15 protein-coding genes are annotated in these 17802 nt (G+C 65.2%); 7 read left to right on the top strand and 8 right to left on the bottom strand.

Annotation, left to right across the window (positions count from 1 at the left end; all coding sequences use genetic code 11):
• Window positions 1–27 precede the first annotated feature (27 nt).
• The 6 genes from D9R08_RS05760 (at window position 28) to D9R08_RS05735 (ending at window position 6648) form a co-directional block, all read left to right on the top strand.
• Window positions 28–960 (top strand): threonine/serine dehydratase, encoded by a 933-nt coding sequence (locus D9R08_RS05760; protein ID WP_121897070.1) that lies wholly within the window; start codon window positions 28–30, stop codon window positions 958–960.
• A 165-nt stretch (window positions 961–1125) separates the two neighbouring features.
• Window positions 1126–1548 (top strand): hypothetical protein, encoded by a 423-nt coding sequence (locus D9R08_RS05755; RefSeq protein WP_121897069.1) that lies wholly within the window; start codon window positions 1126–1128, stop codon window positions 1546–1548.
• A 101-nt stretch (window positions 1549–1649) separates the two neighbouring features.
• Entirely contained in the window at window positions 1650–2069 is a 420-nt protein-coding gene (locus tag D9R08_RS05750) for a hypothetical protein (RefSeq protein ID WP_121897068.1), read from the top strand.
• Window positions 2070–2263: 194 nt separating this feature from the next.
• Window positions 2264–4141: a cobaltochelatase subunit CobT gene (gene cobT, locus D9R08_RS05745; protein WP_121897067.1), complete on the top strand. Its 1878-nt coding sequence runs from the start codon at window positions 2264–2266 to the stop codon at window positions 4139–4141.
• Window positions 4142–4410: 269 nt separating this feature from the next.
• Entirely contained in the window at window positions 4411–6225 is a 1815-nt protein-coding gene (locus D9R08_RS05740) for an aminopeptidase P family protein (RefSeq protein WP_121897066.1), read from the top strand.
• 81 nt (window positions 6226–6306) lie between these two features.
• Window positions 6307–6648, top strand: a complete 342-nt coding sequence (locus D9R08_RS05735) for a DUF427 domain-containing protein (protein ID WP_121897065.1) — start codon at window positions 6307–6309, stop codon at window positions 6646–6648.
• A gap of 27 nt (window positions 6649–6675) precedes the next feature.
• On the opposite strand, the gene D9R08_RS05730 is transcribed toward D9R08_RS05735, so the two are convergent.
• Window positions 6676–8364, bottom strand: a complete 1689-nt coding sequence (locus D9R08_RS05730) for a chloride channel protein (protein WP_121897282.1) — start codon at window positions 8362–8364, stop codon at window positions 6676–6678.
• A gap of 170 nt (window positions 8365–8534) precedes the next feature.
• Between D9R08_RS05730 and D9R08_RS05725 the strand changes: the two genes are divergently transcribed.
• Complete coding sequence (locus tag D9R08_RS05725; protein WP_121897064.1) at window positions 8535–8993, top strand: SgcJ/EcaC family oxidoreductase; 459 nt, start codon at window positions 8535–8537, stop codon at window positions 8991–8993.
• A gap of 23 nt (window positions 8994–9016) precedes the next feature.
• Here the strand turns inward: D9R08_RS05725 and recN are convergent, their stop codons facing one another.
• The 7 genes from recN to D9R08_RS05690 form a co-directional block, all read right to left on the bottom strand.
• Complete coding sequence (gene recN / locus D9R08_RS05720; protein ID WP_121897063.1) at window positions 9017–10675, bottom strand: DNA repair protein RecN; 1659 nt, start codon at window positions 10673–10675, stop codon at window positions 9017–9019.
• Between the two features lie 44 nt (window positions 10676–10719).
• A complete protein-coding gene (locus tag D9R08_RS05715; RefSeq protein WP_199709265.1) occupies window positions 10720–11592 on the bottom strand; it encodes an outer membrane protein assembly factor BamD in 873 nt (290 codons plus the stop codon).
• Between the two features lie 112 nt (window positions 11593–11704).
• Window positions 11705–12628 carry a UDP-3-O-acyl-N-acetylglucosamine deacetylase gene (lpxC, locus tag D9R08_RS05710; protein ID WP_121897281.1) on the bottom strand — a complete coding sequence of 308 codons (924 nt, stop codon included), beginning with the start codon at window positions 12626–12628 and terminating at the stop codon, window positions 11705–11707.
• Window positions 12629–12874: 246 nt separating this feature from the next.
• Complete coding sequence (gene ftsZ, locus D9R08_RS05705) at window positions 12875–14434, bottom strand: cell division protein FtsZ (RefSeq protein ID WP_121897280.1); 1560 nt, start codon at window positions 14432–14434, stop codon at window positions 12875–12877.
• A 192-nt stretch (window positions 14435–14626) separates the two neighbouring features.
• Window positions 14627–15961, bottom strand: coding sequence for a cell division protein FtsA (gene ftsA, locus D9R08_RS05700; RefSeq protein WP_121897061.1), 1335 nt, complete (start codon window positions 15959–15961; stop codon window positions 14627–14629).
• Complete coding sequence (locus tag D9R08_RS05695) at window positions 15958–16854, bottom strand: cell division protein FtsQ/DivIB (RefSeq protein ID WP_121897060.1); 897 nt, start codon at window positions 16852–16854, stop codon at window positions 15958–15960. Before D9R08_RS05695 ends, ftsA begins: the two co-directional genes overlap by 4 nt.
• A complete protein-coding gene (locus D9R08_RS05690) occupies window positions 16842–17768 on the bottom strand; it encodes a D-alanine--D-alanine ligase (RefSeq protein WP_121897059.1) in 927 nt (308 codons plus the stop codon). The genes D9R08_RS05695 and D9R08_RS05690 overlap by 13 nt, the downstream gene beginning before the upstream one ends.
• Window positions 17769–17802: the final 34 nt, after the last annotated feature.

Genomic DNA, 17802 nt, shown 5'->3' with positions numbered 1-17802 from the left:
AGCGCCGGACATGGAACAGCTTTCTCCATGTTGAACCCGACCCAGATCGCCGCCGCCGCGACCCGCATCGCCCCCTACATCCGTCATACCCCGGTTCTGACTGTCGAGCCCGGCCCGCTCGGCCTGCCCTATCCGGTCCGGTTCAAGCTGGAACACACCCAGGTGACCGGGTCGTTCAAGGTGCGCGGCGCGTTCAACAACCTGCTCTCGCGCGCGGTGCCTGCCGCGGGTGTCGTGGCGGCCTCGGGCGGCAATCACGGGGCCGCTGTCGCCTATGCGGCCACCAAGCTTGGCCATAAATCGGTGATCTACGTGCCCCGGGCCATCGCGAAAGAGGAAAAGCTCCGCCGCATGCGCGCCTTCGGCGGCGAGGTGGTGCTGACCGACGGCTCCGTGGCGGACTGCATGACCCGCTATGCCCGGCACGCCGAGGAGACGGGCGCGCTTTCCGTCCACCCCTATGACACCGCGCCCACGCTCGCGGGTCAGGGCTCGGTGGGCAAGGAGATGGAGGAGCAGCTCGACGGTTTCGACACGATCATGGTCGCCACCGGCGGCGGCGGATTGATCGGCGGCATCGCCGCATGGTTCGGCGACCGGATCAATGTCGTCTCGGTCGAGACCGAGGGCACCAACACGCTGGCCCGCTCCCTCGACGAGGGGCCGGATATCGACGTCGCGGCCTCCGGTGTGTCCGCAGGATCGCTCGGCGGCCCCGCGCTCGGCGCACTGCCCTACGAGATTGTCCGCGAGCGGGTCAGGACCGCCATCGTCCTCCCCGATGCGGAGGTCTACACCGCCGCCCGCAACCTGTGGGAAGCGACGCGGCTGCTCGGCGAGCCGGGGGCCGCCACCGCGCTGGCCGCGCTCACCTCGGGGGCCTATGTTCCCGAACCCGACGAACGGGTCGCCGTCCTGCTTTGCGGCGGCAATGCCGAGGTCGACTGGTTCACCGGCTGACCGTCCCGGGCCCTGCCGGATTGATATACCATTGTTATAGGTGACGCGCGCATCACCCGTCGTGATTTCCCCTGCCTTTCAAGCTTTGTTAACCTCCATGGGCGACCTTTCCGGGGTCAAAAGCTGCCGAAATGAGCAGTGTGTCACGACTGAAAGGGTAACACGATGCGCGCAAGACGCCTCTGCGCCGCCATGATCATGGCGGCATCACTACCCCTCTACGCCGCACCGACCGTCGCGGCCCCCATCCTCTGGCCTGCCGATGGTGCAGGTGAGGCCGATCTGGCGCTGCATTGTGCCGCCGTGATGACAGCATTCGGCCAGGCCTATGAATTTGCGGTAGAATTGTCGGGCGCGGAAGACCCGCCCAGGTTCCAGACCCCCGCCCGGCTGATCGATCTGGCAGGCGGCCCCGAGCGTCTGGGCGACATTGCCGAGGTTGCCAGCAGCTGGCGGGATCACTGGGAAAGCCTCGCTCGCACCAGTTTCTATCCCCGCCTCACGCAAACCGGTACGCCCTATCTGGCCGATGACGGGTTGGAACTGCAAAGCGCGGTCGGCCGCTGTGCCGCGTATTTCGACCTGTAAACCCGCCAAACGGGTGTGCCCGCCGCGATAATGCTCTAGCTTTCCCGGGAAGACCCCGCTGGAAAGGATGCATCGTGCGGCTGCAAGCTATTGCAATATATGTGTTTATTTTACCCCTCGCCCCGCTGCCGGCCCTGTCGCAGCCCGCCCTGGATTTCGAGACGCAATTGACCGCCGCCCTGGCCGATACCGGTCAGGAGCGGGGTCTTCTGCATTGCGGCGGGCTGTTCCGCGCCTTTGGCGAGGTGTCCGCCGATGGGACGGAGTTGAGCGATCTTGTCATGGAACTGGAAACCGACATGGCCGTTTTCGCGACCGTCGTGCGCGAAAACGAAACCGGCGAGACCATGGCGCTGGCGATGGAAACGGTCGCACCCGCCATTGAAAGCGTCGCCGTGCTCTACCTCTCCCGATTCCGCAGCAATCATGGCGCGACCGGCACCATCCTCGATCCGGATCTGGAGGAAAACCTGGCCTATTGCCGGGCTTTGCATGACCGCCTCTCGGTTCCTGAAGGCTAGGGAACGACGCCTCCCATCACTCTGTTTTAAAATTATTTTCCAGAATCGTCCGAGGACGTGGCCCGTTACGGCATCGGCCCGGGGCATCCGCATCCGGCTACAGGTGCTGCGAGACGCGCCCGGTTGCATCGCAAGCGCCCCGCACCGCGCCGCCCTCTCTTGCCTCCGCCCCCGATCTGGCCCATCTTCCCCTCATGAGCAAACCTCCCGCCGACAACCCCACCGAGCCGTTCAAGAAGGCCCTCGCCGAGGCGACCCGCGTGCTTGCCGATGATCCGGAGCTCGCCGTCACCTATTCGGTCGATCCGCCCGGCGCCACCGCTGACAGCCTGCGCCTGCCGCAGATCAGCCGCCGGATGACCGCAGACGAGATCCTTCTGGCCCGCGGCACTGCGGATGCACTGGCGCTCCGGCACAAATACCATGATGTCGCCACCGCGACGCGCTATGCGCCGCAGGGTCAGATGGCCCGCGATCTGATGGAGGCGATGGAAGGCGCGCGATGCGAGGCCGTGGGCGCGCGCGACATGCCCGGGACCGCCACGAATATCGACGCCAAGATCGGCAATGACGCGCGGCGCAAGGGCTACGGCGAGATCCGGCAGGCGGCGGACGCGCCGCTGGCCACCGCCGCGGGCTATCTGATCCGGCATCTGGCCACGGGTCGCGACTTGCCGCCGGAAGCGGCAAATGTGATGGAACTCTGGCGCGGATTCATCGAGGAGCGGTGCGACGCAACGCTTGAAAACCTCGAAACCGTACTCTCCGACCAGACCAAATTCGCCCGGCTTGCCCGGCAGTTGATCGACGATCTGGGCTATGGCGATCAGTTGGGCGACGATCCCGACGAAACCGACCCGGAAAACGAGGACAGCGCCTCCGAAGAGGAAGAGGAACAGCCCGATTCCACCGGCGACGCGGATGACGACGACGAGCAGGACAGCGAGGCCGCGCCCGAGCGGTCGCAGGAGGATCAGCAGGACGCCGCGCAGGCCCAGGTCGAGATGGATGATGCCGGCGAGATGGAAGAAGCGGAGGAGCAGGAACTGCCCGATGGCGAGGCCCCGCTGGAGCCCCCGCCCCCTGCCCCGCATTCCGAAGCCGACCCGAATTACACAGTTTTTTCTACGGAATACGACGAGGAGATTCCCGCCGAAGAACTTGCCGAACCGCAGGAGCTGGAACGCCTCCGCGCCTATCTGGATCAGCAGCTCGAACCGCTGAAAGGCGCGGTCAGCCGTCTGGCGAACAAGTTGCAGCGGCGGTTGCAGGCGCAACAGAACCGAAGCTGGGAGTTCGATCTGGAGGAAGGCACGCTGGATGCGGGCCGTCTGGCGCGCGTTGTGGCGAACCCGACCACGCCGCTCAGCTTCAAGCGGGAAAAGGATACCGAGTTCCGCGACACAGTGGTCACGCTGCTGCTGGACAATTCCGGGTCCATGCGTGGGCGTCCGATCTCCATCGCGGCGATCTGTGCCGATGTCCTGTCGCGTACGCTGGAACGCTGCGGCGTGAAGGTCGAGATCCTTGGCTTCACCACGCGAGCGTGGAAGGGTGGGCGCGCGCGAGAGGACTGGCTGGCACAGGGCCGCGCTCAGCAACCCGGGCGCCTGAACGACCTGCGCCATATCATCTACAAGAAAGCGGACGCGCCCATGCGCCGGACCCGCGACAATCTTGGCCTGATGATGAAAGAGGGTCTGCTGAAGGAAAATATCGACGGCGAGGCACTGGAATGGGCGCATCGGCGCATGACGGCCCGCCCGGAGGCGCGCAAGATCCTCATGGTGATCTCGGACGGGGCCCCGGTGGATGATTCAACCTTGTCGGTTAACCCCGCGAATTATCTGGAAAAACATCTGCGGGACGTGATCGCCATGGTGGAAAAACGCCGGGCTGTCGAATTGCTTGCCATAGGCATCGGTCATGACGTGACCCGCTATTACAATCGCGCCGTGACCATCACCGATGTGGAACAGCTGGCGGGCGCAATGACGGAGCAACTGGCATCCCTCTTCGATGCAGACCCCCGCGCGCGGGCACGGGTCATGGGCATCAAACGGGCGTCATGACGCTGCACCTTGCGCCGAGCGGATCGCGGGACATCCGGCACCTCCCGCCTTTGTTTTGCCCATGGAGGCCATGCCTGACCGTAAAGCTGCGGAAACCGAAACACGGGAATTCGGCTTGCGAGTTTTTTCTATCAAACGACTTGCACCGGGGCGGTTTCACCTATCATATCGCCGGACCGAGCCTGAGCGGCGGTCCCGGCGCGGCACAGTCCCGCAAGGCGCGCTGCACGGTTCTGCCGTCTTATCTCACCTGGGAACCGTGATCTCCGATGCCTGACACCGCGCAGAACTTTCAGTCTTTTACCGCGACGACGCGCCCGGATCAGGGCCCGCCACGCCTTGCCGAGCTGCGCGCGGAAATGGGGCGCGCGGGTCTGCAGGGTTTCCTGATCCCCCGCGCCGATGCCCATCAGGGCGAGTATGTTGCACCGCGCGACGAACGCCTGTCATGGCTGACCGGGTTCACCGGTTCGGCCGGGTTCTGCGCCGTTCTGCCCGAGCGTGCGGGCGTGTTCGTCGACGGGCGCTATCGCCTTCAGGTGAAGGCGCAGACCGATACGGCGCATTTCACACCGGTGAACTGGCCCGAGACCAAGCTGGAAGACTGGCTGATCGCTGAACTGCCCAAGGGCGGCGTGGTCGGCTTCGACCCCTGGCTGCACACGGTGGCGGAGATCGAGCGGATGGAGGGCGCACTGTCCCCACATCAGATCAGCCTGCGGCCCGGGGATAATCTGGTCGACGCCATCTGGCCTGACCAGCCCGGCCCGCCTCTGGCCCCCGCGCGCGCCTGGCCGGACCGGTTCGCGGGCAAGACCGCCGTTCAGAAACTCGCCGAATGCGCGGAAACACTGAACGATGCGGGACATGGCTGCGCGCTTCTGACCCAGCCGGACAGTATCTGCTGGCTTCTGAACATCCGGGGGGCGGACGTTGCCCATACACCGCTGGTCCATGCCTTTGCGCTCCTTCATCCCAATGGAACGCTGGATCTTTTCATTGCGGCGGAAAAGCTGGTGGATCTGGATCTGCCGAAGGGAGTGACGGCGCACCCGCCCGATGCATTGAGCGATGCCCTTGCGCAAGCGCCCCAGCCGGTGCGTCTGGACCCGGCCTCGGCCCCATTTGCGGCGAAACAGACGCTGGACGCGGCGGGCCGCGAGAGTGCGCAGGACAGCGACCCGTGCCTCTTGCCCAAGGCCCGCAAGAACCCGGCCGAGATCGCCGCCACCACGCAGGCGCATCTGCGCGACGGCGCGGCCATGGCGCGGTTTCTGCACTGGTTCGATGAAAACGCCCCCACCGGTACCCTGAGCGAGATTGACATTGCCCGCGCGCTGGAGGGGTTCCGTGCCGAAACCGGCGCGTTGAAGGAAATCAGCTTCGACACGATTGCAGGCGCGGGCCCGAATGGCGCGATCGTCCATTACCGCGTGACGGAGGAGACCAACGCGCCGGTGCTGCCCGGCCAGCTGTTCCTGATCGACAGCGGGGCGCAATACGAAGACGGGACCACGGATGTGACCCGCACACTTCCGGTGGGCAAGGTCGGCGCGGAAGAATGCGAAGCCTTCACCCAGGTGCTGCGCGGGATGATCGCGATCCATCTGGCCCGCTTTCCGAAAGGGCTTACCGGGCGCGATCTGGACGCGCTGGCGCGGGCGCCTCTCTGGGCCGCGGGCCGCGATTTCGACCATGGAACGGGGCACGGCGTGGGCGTCTATCTGGGCGTTCACGAAGGACCGCAGCGGCTGTCGCGCAACGGCACCGTCACGCTGGAGCCGGGCATGATCCTGTCGAACGAACCTGGCTATTACCGCGACGGCGCCTTTGGCATCCGGCTCGAAAACCTCGTCGTCGTTGCCGAGGCCCCACCCCTGCCCGGCGGCGACGACCGGCCGATGTTGCATTTTGAAACTCTGAGCTATGTTCCCATCGACCGGCGACTTATTGACCGGGGTCAGCTTGGCGCACTGGAACTGGATTGGCTGAACGCCTATCATGGCGAGGTTGCCGCACGGATTGGCCCGCTTCTGGAGGGAGAAGCCGCCGCCTGGCTGGCCAAGGCCACCGCGCCGCTCTGACATCAAATCGTTACAGGCCCGGGGCACATGCTTGCCCCCGGAGGGGCCGCTTGACCAAAGCCACATGAGGGAGGGGAGATCATGTCCGATCACATCACAATTCGAAAAGCCGCCGGCAAATGGGTCGTCCGCGCAGGCGGCGCCGTCATCGGCGAAAGCGATCAGGCATTGGAACTGGCCGAAGGCAGCTATGCTCCGGTCATCTATTTCCCGCGTGGCGATATCGGTATGGCCTTTCTGGAGAAGACCTCGAAGACAACCACCTGCCCCCATAAGGGTGAGGCGACGCATTACACGGTCACCTCCACCGCCGAAGAACTGACCAATGCCGCCTGGAGCTATGAGACACCCAAGGACAACGTGGCCGAAATCAAGGATCACATCGCCTTTTACACCGACCGCGTGACGGTGGAGCAACTCTAGACCGCACCCGGGCGCCGGGCGCGTGTATCAGCTGTGTTCCTCTGCCGCGGTCGCGGCGAGGGCGCGGTTGTAGGCCTTCAGCGCATCCACGTGGAACAGTGCCCCTTCCAGCGCAGGGGGGCCATCGCCCGGCGCCAGCTGCACGACCGGGACGAAATCCAGCCCCGTGCGCTCGAAGATCGGCAGAGCACGTTCCAGCGTGGCATGTGTGTCGGTGAAAATGCCCTGATCGATCAGCGTCAGCAACGCCTCTTCGGGAGCGGCGTTTTCGTGATCCATCGGGCGCATGACCTTGCCGACGCGGAACATCGACAGAAGATAGGCCTGCGGCCCGGCTGCAAGATGTATGTTACGCCGTTCCAGTTGCGTCAGGAAAAACGAGCGATCCACAAGGCGCGAGGCGAGCGCGGTGGACATGGAGACCGCAACCATCACGGCCAGTCCCGTTTGCCAGTCGCCCGTCAACTCGAACACGATCAGCGTGGTCGAAATCGGCGCGCCCAGAACCGCCGCAGCCACCGCTCCCATCCCGGCCAGCGCATACAACGTCTCCGATCCGGAGACGTTTGGCAGAAGCCCGGTTGCGATGATGCCGAACGCCAGCCCCGCCAGCGCCCCGACCATCAACGATGGCGAGAAGACCCCGCCGCCCATCCGGCCGCCGACAGTGATCGCGACCGCGGCGGTTTTGATCATCGCAAACACGATTGCTTCGTGAAGCAGCAATTCACCGGTCAGCGCGGCGGAGGTCGTCTCGTAGCCGACCCCGATGATATGCGGGAACCAGATCGCGATGGCGCCAAGCATCAGGCCCGCCACCGCCGGGCGCAGCCATCGCGGCAGGTTCGCGAGACGCTGGATCAGCGAGCCCATATCCTCGGCCCAGAAGATCGCCCGCATGAACGCGACCGCGATGATCCCGCAGACCAGCCCGAGGATCAGAAAGGCCGGCAGTTCGACATAGAACTGCAGGCTGCTGTCGCGGCCAAGACTGAACTCGGTCACATCGCCGAATTCCAGCCGGTTGATGACCGTACCGGCGGCGGAGGCGATGACGATGGGCGCGAAGGCGTGAACCGCGAAATGCCTCAGGACAACCTCAAGGGCGAAAATCGCACCGGCGATGGGCGCATTGAACGACGCGCTGACGGCGGCGGCCACGGCGCAGCCCAGAAGATCGCGACCGGTGATCCCGTCGGCCTTGATCCAGTCGGAGACACGGCTGGAGATGACGGCCGCCAGATGAACGACCGGTCCCTCCCGCCCCGAGGAGCCGCCGCTGCCAAGGGTGATCAGCGAGGCCGCCGCGGAGGCGAGCCCCGCTTTCTGCTCCACCCTGCCATCGGCCAGCGCGGCCCCCTCGATCACATCGGCCACCGATCTGACCCGCGCATCGGGTGTGAACCAGTGCAGGATCAGCCCGACCACCAGCCCGCCGAACGCCGGGATCATCAAGATCCAGTACCACGGCAGGCTTTCCGCGAAGGAATGCAGCATCCGCACGTCTTCTACACCGTAAAGCCGCGTTTGCAGCGCGCTGATCCCTATCCGGAACAGCAGCGCCGCAAATCCCGCCGCGATCCCGATGGCCAGCGCGATGAACCAGAATTGCACCTGGCTGGGGCCCTTCTGGCGCAGGACCTGCCAGCCACCGCGACAGGTTGCGACAACAGTGTCGAGCTGATGCTTGAAAACCGAGCGGCTGTCCTGGGCCAAAGAGGCCATCCCCGTATCGCGGACCCGGATAGATCTGTTTGACCGGTGTCGCCGGGTCCGGCGGCGCAGCGGGGGTATGGGGGCCCTTGCACGTCATCCGTTGCTGGCGGGCCTATCTTGGTTGTAAAACAAGACTTTGAAGCTGGAAACCCCGTGGAGGACACAAGCGCATGGCCGCCCTGCCCCAAAGCCCCGGGGAAATCCCTGCCGCCTTCGTCGCCGCGTGGGCGGCGCGGGACGCCGGGGCGCTCGCCGCGCTCTTCGCCCCGGATGCCGATTTCGTGAATGTGGTGGGCATCTGGTGGGAGGATCGGGCCGCTATCGAAGCTGCCCATGACTATGCGCTGACGCGTTTCTTTGCGCAAAGCAGACTTGTGCTTGGCCGGGTGAAAACCCGCAGGATCGGCGAAGGCGTCGCGGTCATTCACGCCAGAATGCGGCTGAGCGGGCAACTGACACCCGACGGGGCGGAGGCCCCGGCGCGCAGCACGATCCTGTCATTCGTGGCCGAAAAGACCGCCCGCGGCTGGCGTGTTCTTTCCGCCCAGAATACCGATATCGTCCCGGGCGCGGAAACGCAGCTTGCATCCGCCACTGGCCTGCGCCCGCAGGATTACCGCCGGTCCTGAGCAGGATCTGCAACGCGGCCTCTTCAGCCGTCTCTCGCCTGAAGCAGTGCCCGGGCCGCATCGCGGGCCGCGGCCGTCACCGTGTCGCCGGCCAGCATCCTTGCGACCTCGTCAACGCGGGCGTCGGCGTCCAGCGGGCTGACCTCGGATGTGGTGATGCCGCCACGGACCGCCTTGGCCACGCGCCAGTGATGCGCACCGCGCGCGGCGACCTGCGGCGAATGGGTGACGACCAGCACCTGCCCCCCCTCGGCCAAGGCTGCCAGACGTTTGCCCACGGCATCCGCCGTTGCGCCGCCGACGCCCCTGTCGATCTCGTCGAAGATCATCGTCACGCCTTCCGCTTCGCGGGTCAGGCAGACTTTCAGCGCCAGCAGAAAGCGCGACAACTCCCCGCCCGATGCAATCTTGCTGAGCGGCCCTGCGGGCGCGCCGGGGTTCGTCGCCACCACAAAGGCCACCGCATCCACCCCGTCGGGGCCCGCCGGCGCCTCGGCAAGCGTGGTGGAAAAAACCGCCCGTTCCATCTTCAACGGGGCCAGTTCGCCGGCCATATCCGCATCCAGCCGCACCGCCGCCGCAGCGCGCGCATCGGAAAGCCCGGCCGCGGCGCGATCATACTCCGCCGTCACATCGGCCAGCGCGATCCGCAGGCCCTCGATCTGATGTGCGCCGCCGTCAAGTGCCGCCAGCCGGCTTTGCAGATCGGCAGCGAAGGCCCCGAGATCATCGGGCGCCACCCCGTGTTTCCGGGCCAGCCCCCTCAAGGCAAAGAGCCGCTCTTCGGTCTCTTCAAGGGCCGCGGGATTGAAATTCAGGGTTTCGGCAAAGCGGTCCACCCCGGCCTGCGCCTCGCCCAGTTCCACCAGCGCGCGTTCGATCGAGGCCAGCGGCTCTTCCAGCCCGCCCTCCGCCTGACCGGCCAGCCCGTCGAGCCAGCGCGCGGCATCCCCCATCGCACCCTCCGCCCCATCCGGTCCAAGCGCGCTCAACGCCTTGGCGAGATCGGCGCGCATCCGTTCCGCGCCCTGCATGAGGCGGCGCCTGCTGTCCAGTTCCGCATCCTCCCCCGGTTGCGGATCCAGCGCGTCGAGTTCGGCCACGGAATGACGCAGGAACTCCTCCTCCGCCTGTATATCAGCCAGCGCCGCCTCGGCCTTGGCAAGGGATTTTTCCGCCGCCGACCGCGCGCGCCAGAACCCGGCGACCTCGGCGCGCATATCGGCAAGCCCGCCATAGGCGTCCAGCATCGCGCGATGCTGACGCGGGTCCAGAAGCCCGCGGTCGTCCTGCTGCCCGTGCAGCTCCACCAAAGTATCGCTCAGCGCGCGCAGCACATCACCGCTGGCGCGGCGATCATTGACCCAGGCCGTCTTGCGACCTTCGGGCGTGTTCACCCGGCGCAGGATCAACTCATCGCCTGCGGGTAGCCCCGCCGCCTCCAGCACCGTGAAAGCGGGATGCCCGGGGGCAAGGTCGAACACCGCGACAACCTCGCCCTGATCGGCGCCGGTTCTCACCAGATCCGCCCGCCCACGCCAGCCGAGCACGAAGCCCAGACTGTCCAGCAGAATGGATTTCCCCGCCCCGGTTTCCCCGGTCAGAACATTCAGGCCCGGCTGGAACGCAAGCTCCAGCCGGTCGATGATCAGCATGTCCCGAATGTCGAGATGGCGCAGCATCCACCTTCAGTCCGTAAGCCGGGGGCAAGACGCCCCAAATCCGGTTAAAGCCAAGCGCCGCGAACCGTCTGCCGCCAGATGTCGCGCAACCATCCTTCACCGGCCGCCTCGGGGCTCAGATCACGCCCCGTGAGGAGGCGGAAACTGTCGTCGTAGAACGGCGAAGACTGGAAGTTGTAGCCCAGAATCGCCGCGGCGGTCTGCGCATCATCGGTGAGTCCGAGCGACAGATAGGCCTCCACAAGGCGGTGCAGCGCCTCGGGCGTGTGGCTGGTGGTCTGGAATTCCTCGACGACGACGCGGAAGCGGTTGATCGCGGCGGTGTAATGGCCGCGGCGCAGATAATAACGCCCGATCTCCATTTCCTTGCCAGCCAGATGGTCGAAAGCCAGATCGAATTTCAAGATCGCGGAGGTCGCATAAGGGCTGTCGGGATAGCGCTCGATCACAAGGCGCAGGGCCTGAAGCGCCTGAAAGGTGATGCCTTGGTCGCGGCCGACCTGATCGATCTGGTCGTAATAGCTGAGCGCCAGCAGATACTGCGCATAGGCCGCATCCTCATCGGCTGGATAGAAATCGATATAGCGTTGTGCGGCGACACGGGCGTTTTCGTAGTCGCCGTCCGCATGGTAGGCGAAGGCCGACATGATCAGCGCACGTTTGGCCCATTCCGAATAGGGATGCAGGCGTTCGACCTCGGTGAACAGGCGCGCGGCCTCTTCTGGGTCATCGCGCGAAAGCTCGAACTCGGCCAGCTGGAAAATCTCCTGCGCGCCCAGTTCTTCCAGCGGCACGTCGTTGCTGCGGTTTCCGCCGAATAGGCCGCCACCACCACCGCATGCGCCAAGAACAAGAACCAAGACCATCGCAACGCTCAGTCTTGTGCGCCCTGTGATGCTGTTCAGCCCGCGTAACATGCCTGCAACCCCGTCCACCGTCTCCGGCAGGCTTGCGCGCCCGCCCTGTCTATGTATGGTCCTAGCACATTAATTCTGAGGGCAAAATGCCTGAATGCAGCGCAGTCGCCCTTCAAGCGACATAGGCCAGATCGGTCGGATTGACGCCGACCCCGGGCAGACGCGCCGCCTGAGCGGGCGAGCATTCGACCAGACGGGTCGCGCCCGGGGTCGAAAAGAGAACTCTGAGCAACCGGTTGGTCAGCATGTGACCGGCCCGGACACCTTCGTAACGGCCCAGAAGCGGGGCTCCTGCCAGCGCCAGATCGCCAAGCGCATCGAGCATCTTGTGGCGCACGGCTTCATCCGCATGGCGCAGGCCGCCGGGGCTGGTCACTTCGTCGCCATCGAAAACCACCGCGTTTTCACCGGGGATGCCGCCGAGCGCAAGACCGTTTGCCTGCATTGCATCCACATCCGCCTGACGGCAGAAGGTGCGGCTGTCGCAAAGCTCGCGCACGAACCGACCATTGGCAAGGTTCGCCACTCGGGTCTGACGGCCAATGGCCGCATCGGCGAAATCGATCGTGAAACTCATCGTCAGGCCCATATCCGGGCTGATCGTGGCCGTCGCGTCGCCTTCGGTCACCGTGACCGTCTTCAGAACCTCGATCGCGTGGATCGGGGCGCCCTGATGCTGGATCCCGCGGGACAGGAAGCCGCGCACGAACTGCGCCGCAGACCCGTCGAGGATCGGAACCTCGGGGCCGTCCATCTCCACAAGCGCGTTATGGATGCCGCAACCGGCCAGCGCCGCCATCAGATGTTCGATGGTCGACACCTCCACACCGGCCTCGTTCTGCAACTTTGTGCACAGGCGGCTGTCCGGCACCAGATCGAACCGCGCCGGGATGAGATTGTCGCGATCCCGGATATCGGTGCGCTGAAACCAGATCCCGAAATGCGCAGCCGCAGGCCGGACGGTCATGCGAACCGGATGGCCTGTATGCAGGCCAACGCCCGCAAAGCTGATGGAGGATCGTAGGGTTGCCTGCACGTGGTTCACCAATCGGTAGCCAAGATCAACGTCTGCTCATATGTCCGGTTCCGTCTCAAACCGGTTCAAAATGGTGCCTATCGGGCGCGCGCGGTAGAGACAATTCAACCTTTATGACGGGTTGCAACATTGCCCGTGAGTATCGGCAAGATTCTGCCACATTTATTGGCAACTCAGGCTAAACGCATGATCGGGAATGAAAAAAGGCCGGCGCGAGGCCGGCCTTTCTTGCGGTGTTGTGATGGTTTAGTTGGCTTGACGCCGCAGGAAGGCCGGGATTTCGATCCGCTCCTGATCGGGGTCGACATGGGCGTCTTCAGGTGCCGGACGGCTGGCAACCGGCGGCTGGCGCCGCTCGACCGGCGCAGGCTGGTCTTCTCCGTGGCCGGTCATCCGGTTGATCAGGGAGTTGATCCCGAAACGCGGTTTGCCCTCGGTCTCGGCCGCGCGGGCCTGTGCTCCGGGGGCTTCCTTGTTGATCGCGGCGCGCAGACGGGCCAGCGCTTCCGGCGAGGGGGTGCTGGCCGAAACGGGCCGCGGGGCGACGAACTCGGCTTCGGGCTCGGCCGCGACAGCGGGCGCTGCAGCCGCGGGCCGCATGAACGCCGGTGCCGCGGCGGGCTGCGGTTGATAGGCAGGCTCCGGCACATCGTCCTCACCATAGCCATCGGAAGCCTGACCTGCATCCAGATCGGAGAAAAGGCTCGGCTCGGGCTGAGCATCGGCCGCGACGGCGGCGATATCCGGCGTTTCCACTTCGTCCGTGTCCACCGGGGCGGCGGCGACCGGCTCACGCAGACGGCTGCGGGTGGTGATCGGAATATCCTGCTGGACCTCGCCGGCGTCGATGCCGGTGGCCACGACACTCACCCGCATCCGGCCCTCCATAGCGGTGTCGAGGGTCGATCCCACGATGATGTTCGCCTCGGGGTCCACTTCCTCGCGAATGCGGTTCGCGGCCTCGTCCAGTTCGAACAAGGTCAGGTCGTAACCGCCTGTGATATTGATCAAAACGCCGCGTGCGCCCCGCAGGCTGATCTCGTCGAGAAGCGGATTGGCAATCGCCTTCTCCGCGGCCTGAACCGCGCGCGATTCGCCATCGGCCTCGCCGGTGCCCATCATCGCCTTGCCCATCTCGTTCATCACGGCGCGGACGTCGGCGAAGTCGAGGTTGATCAGACCCGGGCGCACCATCAGATCGGTCACGCCCTTGACGCCCTGATAGAGCACGTCATCGGCCATCGCGAAGGCTTCGGTGAAGGTTGTTTTCTCGTTGGCGAGGCGGAACAGATTCTGGTTCGGGATGATGATTAGCGTATCGACGACCTTTTGCAGCGCCTCGATGCCCTCATCGGCCTGACGCATGCGTTTCGCGCCCTCGAACTGAAACGGCTTGGTCACCACGCCCACGGTCAGCACACCAAGTTCGCGCGCAGCCTGCGCGATGATCGGGGCCGCGCCCGTTCCGGTGCCGCCGCCCATGCCCGCGGTAATGAAGGCCATATGCGCGCCCGCAAGGTGATCGACGATATCCTCGATCGACTCCTCGGCGGCCGATGCACCGACGGCGGGCCGGGCACCCGCGCCCAAACCCTCGGTCACGCGGGCGCCCATCTGGATGCGCGCGGTGGCGTTCGACTGAGCCAGCGCCTGTGCGTCGGTATTGGCAACCACAAACTCACACCCGTCCAGCGACTGCTCGATCATGTTGTTGACCGCGTTGCCGCCAGCGCCCCCCACGCCGAATACGGTGATGCGAGGTTTCAGGTCCGGCTGATCATCCGGCATGGTGAGATTCAAGGTCATTAGCTCTGTCCGCCTGTTTTCATGGATATAGGCCCCGGTCTTTTGCCGTTTGGCCATGTGCTGCCTCATTTTCAGGCGAGATTAACGCTTTCATTAACCTCCGTCACGCGAAAACTGGCAGAAAACCGCAAAATATAGGGCAAATTTGAGGCTGATAGGCGGTATTTCGCCCGATCACCCCGGATATTGCGGTTACCAGTTGTCGCGGAACCATTTTACCGCCCGTTTCAGAGAGCGCGCGGGGTACCGATCGGCGGGCACTTCGAAGTCCCACCACTCGTCCTGCGGGTAAGCCGCGAAGAGCGACAGGCCCACACAGGCGGAAAATGCGGGGCCGCAAGCCGATTGCGGCAGGCCCTGCACGCGCAGCGGTCGTCCGAGCCGTACCTGATTGCCCAGAATCTTCGATGCCAGCGCATCGAGGCCGGGCACCTGACTGGCCCCGCCGGTCAGAACGATCCGCTGGCTTGGCAGATGGTCGAACCCGGCCGCGTCCAGCCGGGCGCGCACCTCTTCGAGGATTTCCTCCACCCGGGGTCGCATCACGCCGATCAGTTCGGCCCGTGAAATCGTGCGCCGGTCGTGGTGCCAGTCGCCGGTATCGGCTTCGAGTTCGATCCGTTCCCGGTCATCTATGCCGGTGGCGACGACGCCGCCGAAGCGGGTTTTCAGCCGTTCCGCGTCATGCATCGGAATCTGCAGCCCCTGACTGATATCCGAGGTGACGTGGTCCCCCCCCATGCGCACGGTATCGGCGAAAATCATGTGTTTCTTGATGAAGATCGACAGCCCGGTCGAGCCGCCGCCCATATCTATGCAGGCCGCCCCCAGTTCCTGCTCATCCTCCACAAGGCTCGCCACACCGGCCACATAGGACGACGACGCGATGCCGGCCAACTCCAGATCGCAGCGTTTGACGCAGTAAAGCAGATTTTCGATCGCGTGGGCGTCGATGGTCAGCAGATGCATATCCGTGGACAGCCGGTTGCCCACATGCCCGCGCGGATCGCTAAGCCCGGTCCGGTGATCGAGCGCGAAATTCACCGGCTGCGCATGCAGTACCTCGCGGCCCTCGCCGAAATCCGGCACATCGCAGGCGGCCAGAACCCGGGCGACATCGCATTCGCTGACCGTTCCTGTCTGCAGGCTGACCTCCCCGGTCAGCCCGTAGGATCGCGGGCGCGCGCCGGCAAAGCTGACGATCACATGATCCACGCGGGAGGCGGCCATTTTCTGCGCGCCCTGAACCGCCGTCCGGATCGCGCGTTCTGTTTCCTGCATCGTCTCGATCTCGCCGAACTTCACGCCGCGCGACCGCGTGGTTGCCGCCCCGATCACCCGGAACGAGGATTGCCCCGCCATCGCGCCGACCCCGTCGGACGGGCGAAATTCGTCCGAGCTGTCGAAGCGCAGCACAAGACAGGCGATCTTGTGGCTGCCCACATCAAGGATCGCCATTACCCCGCGGCGCATGGCTTCCTGGCGTTTGGCGCGCATGGCCCGCTGCGATTGGTACAGCATACTCATCCGTTCCCGTCTCCGATGTCTGCGCCCCGCATCCGACGCAACTCGGTCAATGCATAAGGGCTGAGTTGAATATTCGGGCGCTGCGGGTTGCGCATGTCGATCCTGAGAACGGCGCGCTCCAGCACGTCCTGCGCGTCATCCAGCGCCAGCACCCGGTCAAGCGCAGGTCTCGGCTCGTCTGCGGGCAACAGGATGCGGCGCCCGTCGCGCAGGACCACATCCCATCGCCGCTCGCCCATGCGCACAAGCCCGCGCATCCTGTCCCGCAAAGGGGCCGCGGTTTCAAAGAGCGACAGCGCCTCCGCCACCGCCAGATCGGCGCCTTCACCGGCGATCATCGGCAAGGGCGCAACCAGTTCCCGATCCACCAGGCGGGCGACAAAATTGCCCTCTCCGTCCAGCAGCACCGGTTCGACGCGGGTCTGCCAGACAACGACCGGCACCCGCTCCTCGATCGTGACGGCAAGATAGCCGCCCGATTGGATCCGCAACTCGGCACGGGATACCGCAGGGATCTGTTCCAGGGTTTCCCGCATCGCCGCGAGATCGAGATCGAAGGAGGACACCGGCAGATCAAGTGCCAGCACCGCGCGCAGATCTTCGGCAAGCTGCGGGCTTGCGCCGTTGATATTCATCAGGTTGACCCGGAATTCCGGCCGGTTCTCGATCTCGCGGCGCAGTTCCGCGACCTGATCGGAGACACCGCGCCAATGGGCCGGGTCGGACAGGTACCACCCGACGCCCATCACAAGGGCGAAGGCCGGCAGCCCCACCCGCAGGAGCGACCGGAACAGCGGTGTCAGCCAGAGCCTCTGGAACCTGTAGGACCAGATCGACGGCGCGGGGTCGCGATGGGTCAGAACCGGGCCGCGGCGGGCAATCAGCGGTCGCATGACGCATCCTCCACCAGCCAGCGGCACATCTGGCCGAAACTCATCCCGACGGCCTGACCCTGTTCGGGTGTCAGCGATGTGGGCGTCATGCCGGGCTGGGTGTTGGTCTCCAGCAGGATCAGACCATCCAGGCCGCGCGTCTCGTCCCAGCGGAAATCCGTCCGGCTGATCCCCCGGCATCCAAGCGCGATATGGGCCGTGAGCGCCATTTGCATGCAGGCATCGAAGACCGACGCGGGCAGATCCGCGGGCACCACATGGCGGGAGCCGCCGGGCTTGTACTTCGCGTCGTAGTCGTACCAGCCATCGGTCAGGATATCGGTCACCGTCAGCGGCCGGTCATCCATCACCGTGGTGGTCAGTTCGCGCCCCGGCACGAAGGTCTCCACCATCACTTCATCGGGCATCGTGCCGGCCAGTTTCGGCGGGCCGTTGGCCGCCTCATGCACCAGATAGACCCCGACCGAGGAGCCTTCGTTGTTGGGCTTCACGACGTAAGGGGGGGCCATCACGTGACCGGCCATGACATCGGCCTTCGCCGCCAGCACGCTGTCGACGACGGGCAGGTCATGGGCCCGGTACATATCCTTGCTGCGCTGCTTGTCGAGCGCCAGCGCCGAGGCCAGAACCCCGGAATGGGTATAGGGTACGCGCAGCCATTCAAGCAGACCCTGAACGCAGCCATCCTCGCCCCACCGGCCATGCAGTGCATTGAAGGCGACATCCGGCCTGATCTCGGCCAAACGCGCGGGAAGGTCGGGGCCGGCATCGACCTCCGTCACCTGAAATCCCTCTCCACGCAGTGCAGCGGCGCATTCACGCCCTGTGGACAACGACACCTCCCGTTCTGCAGAGGGGCCGCCCATCAAAACCGCAACTGTGGGGAGTGTTCTGCCCGAACTCACCGCCAACATGTGCCTCATATACCGCCGGGCTTTTGGCTGCCCG

This window comes from Rhodophyticola porphyridii, assembly GCF_003688285.1.
Lineage (GTDB): Bacteria > Pseudomonadota > Alphaproteobacteria > Rhodobacterales > Rhodobacteraceae > Rhodophyticola > Rhodophyticola porphyridii.
The sequence above is the reverse complement of the archived record's forward strand: the minus strand, read 5'-3'. Positions and strand labels throughout refer to the sequence as shown.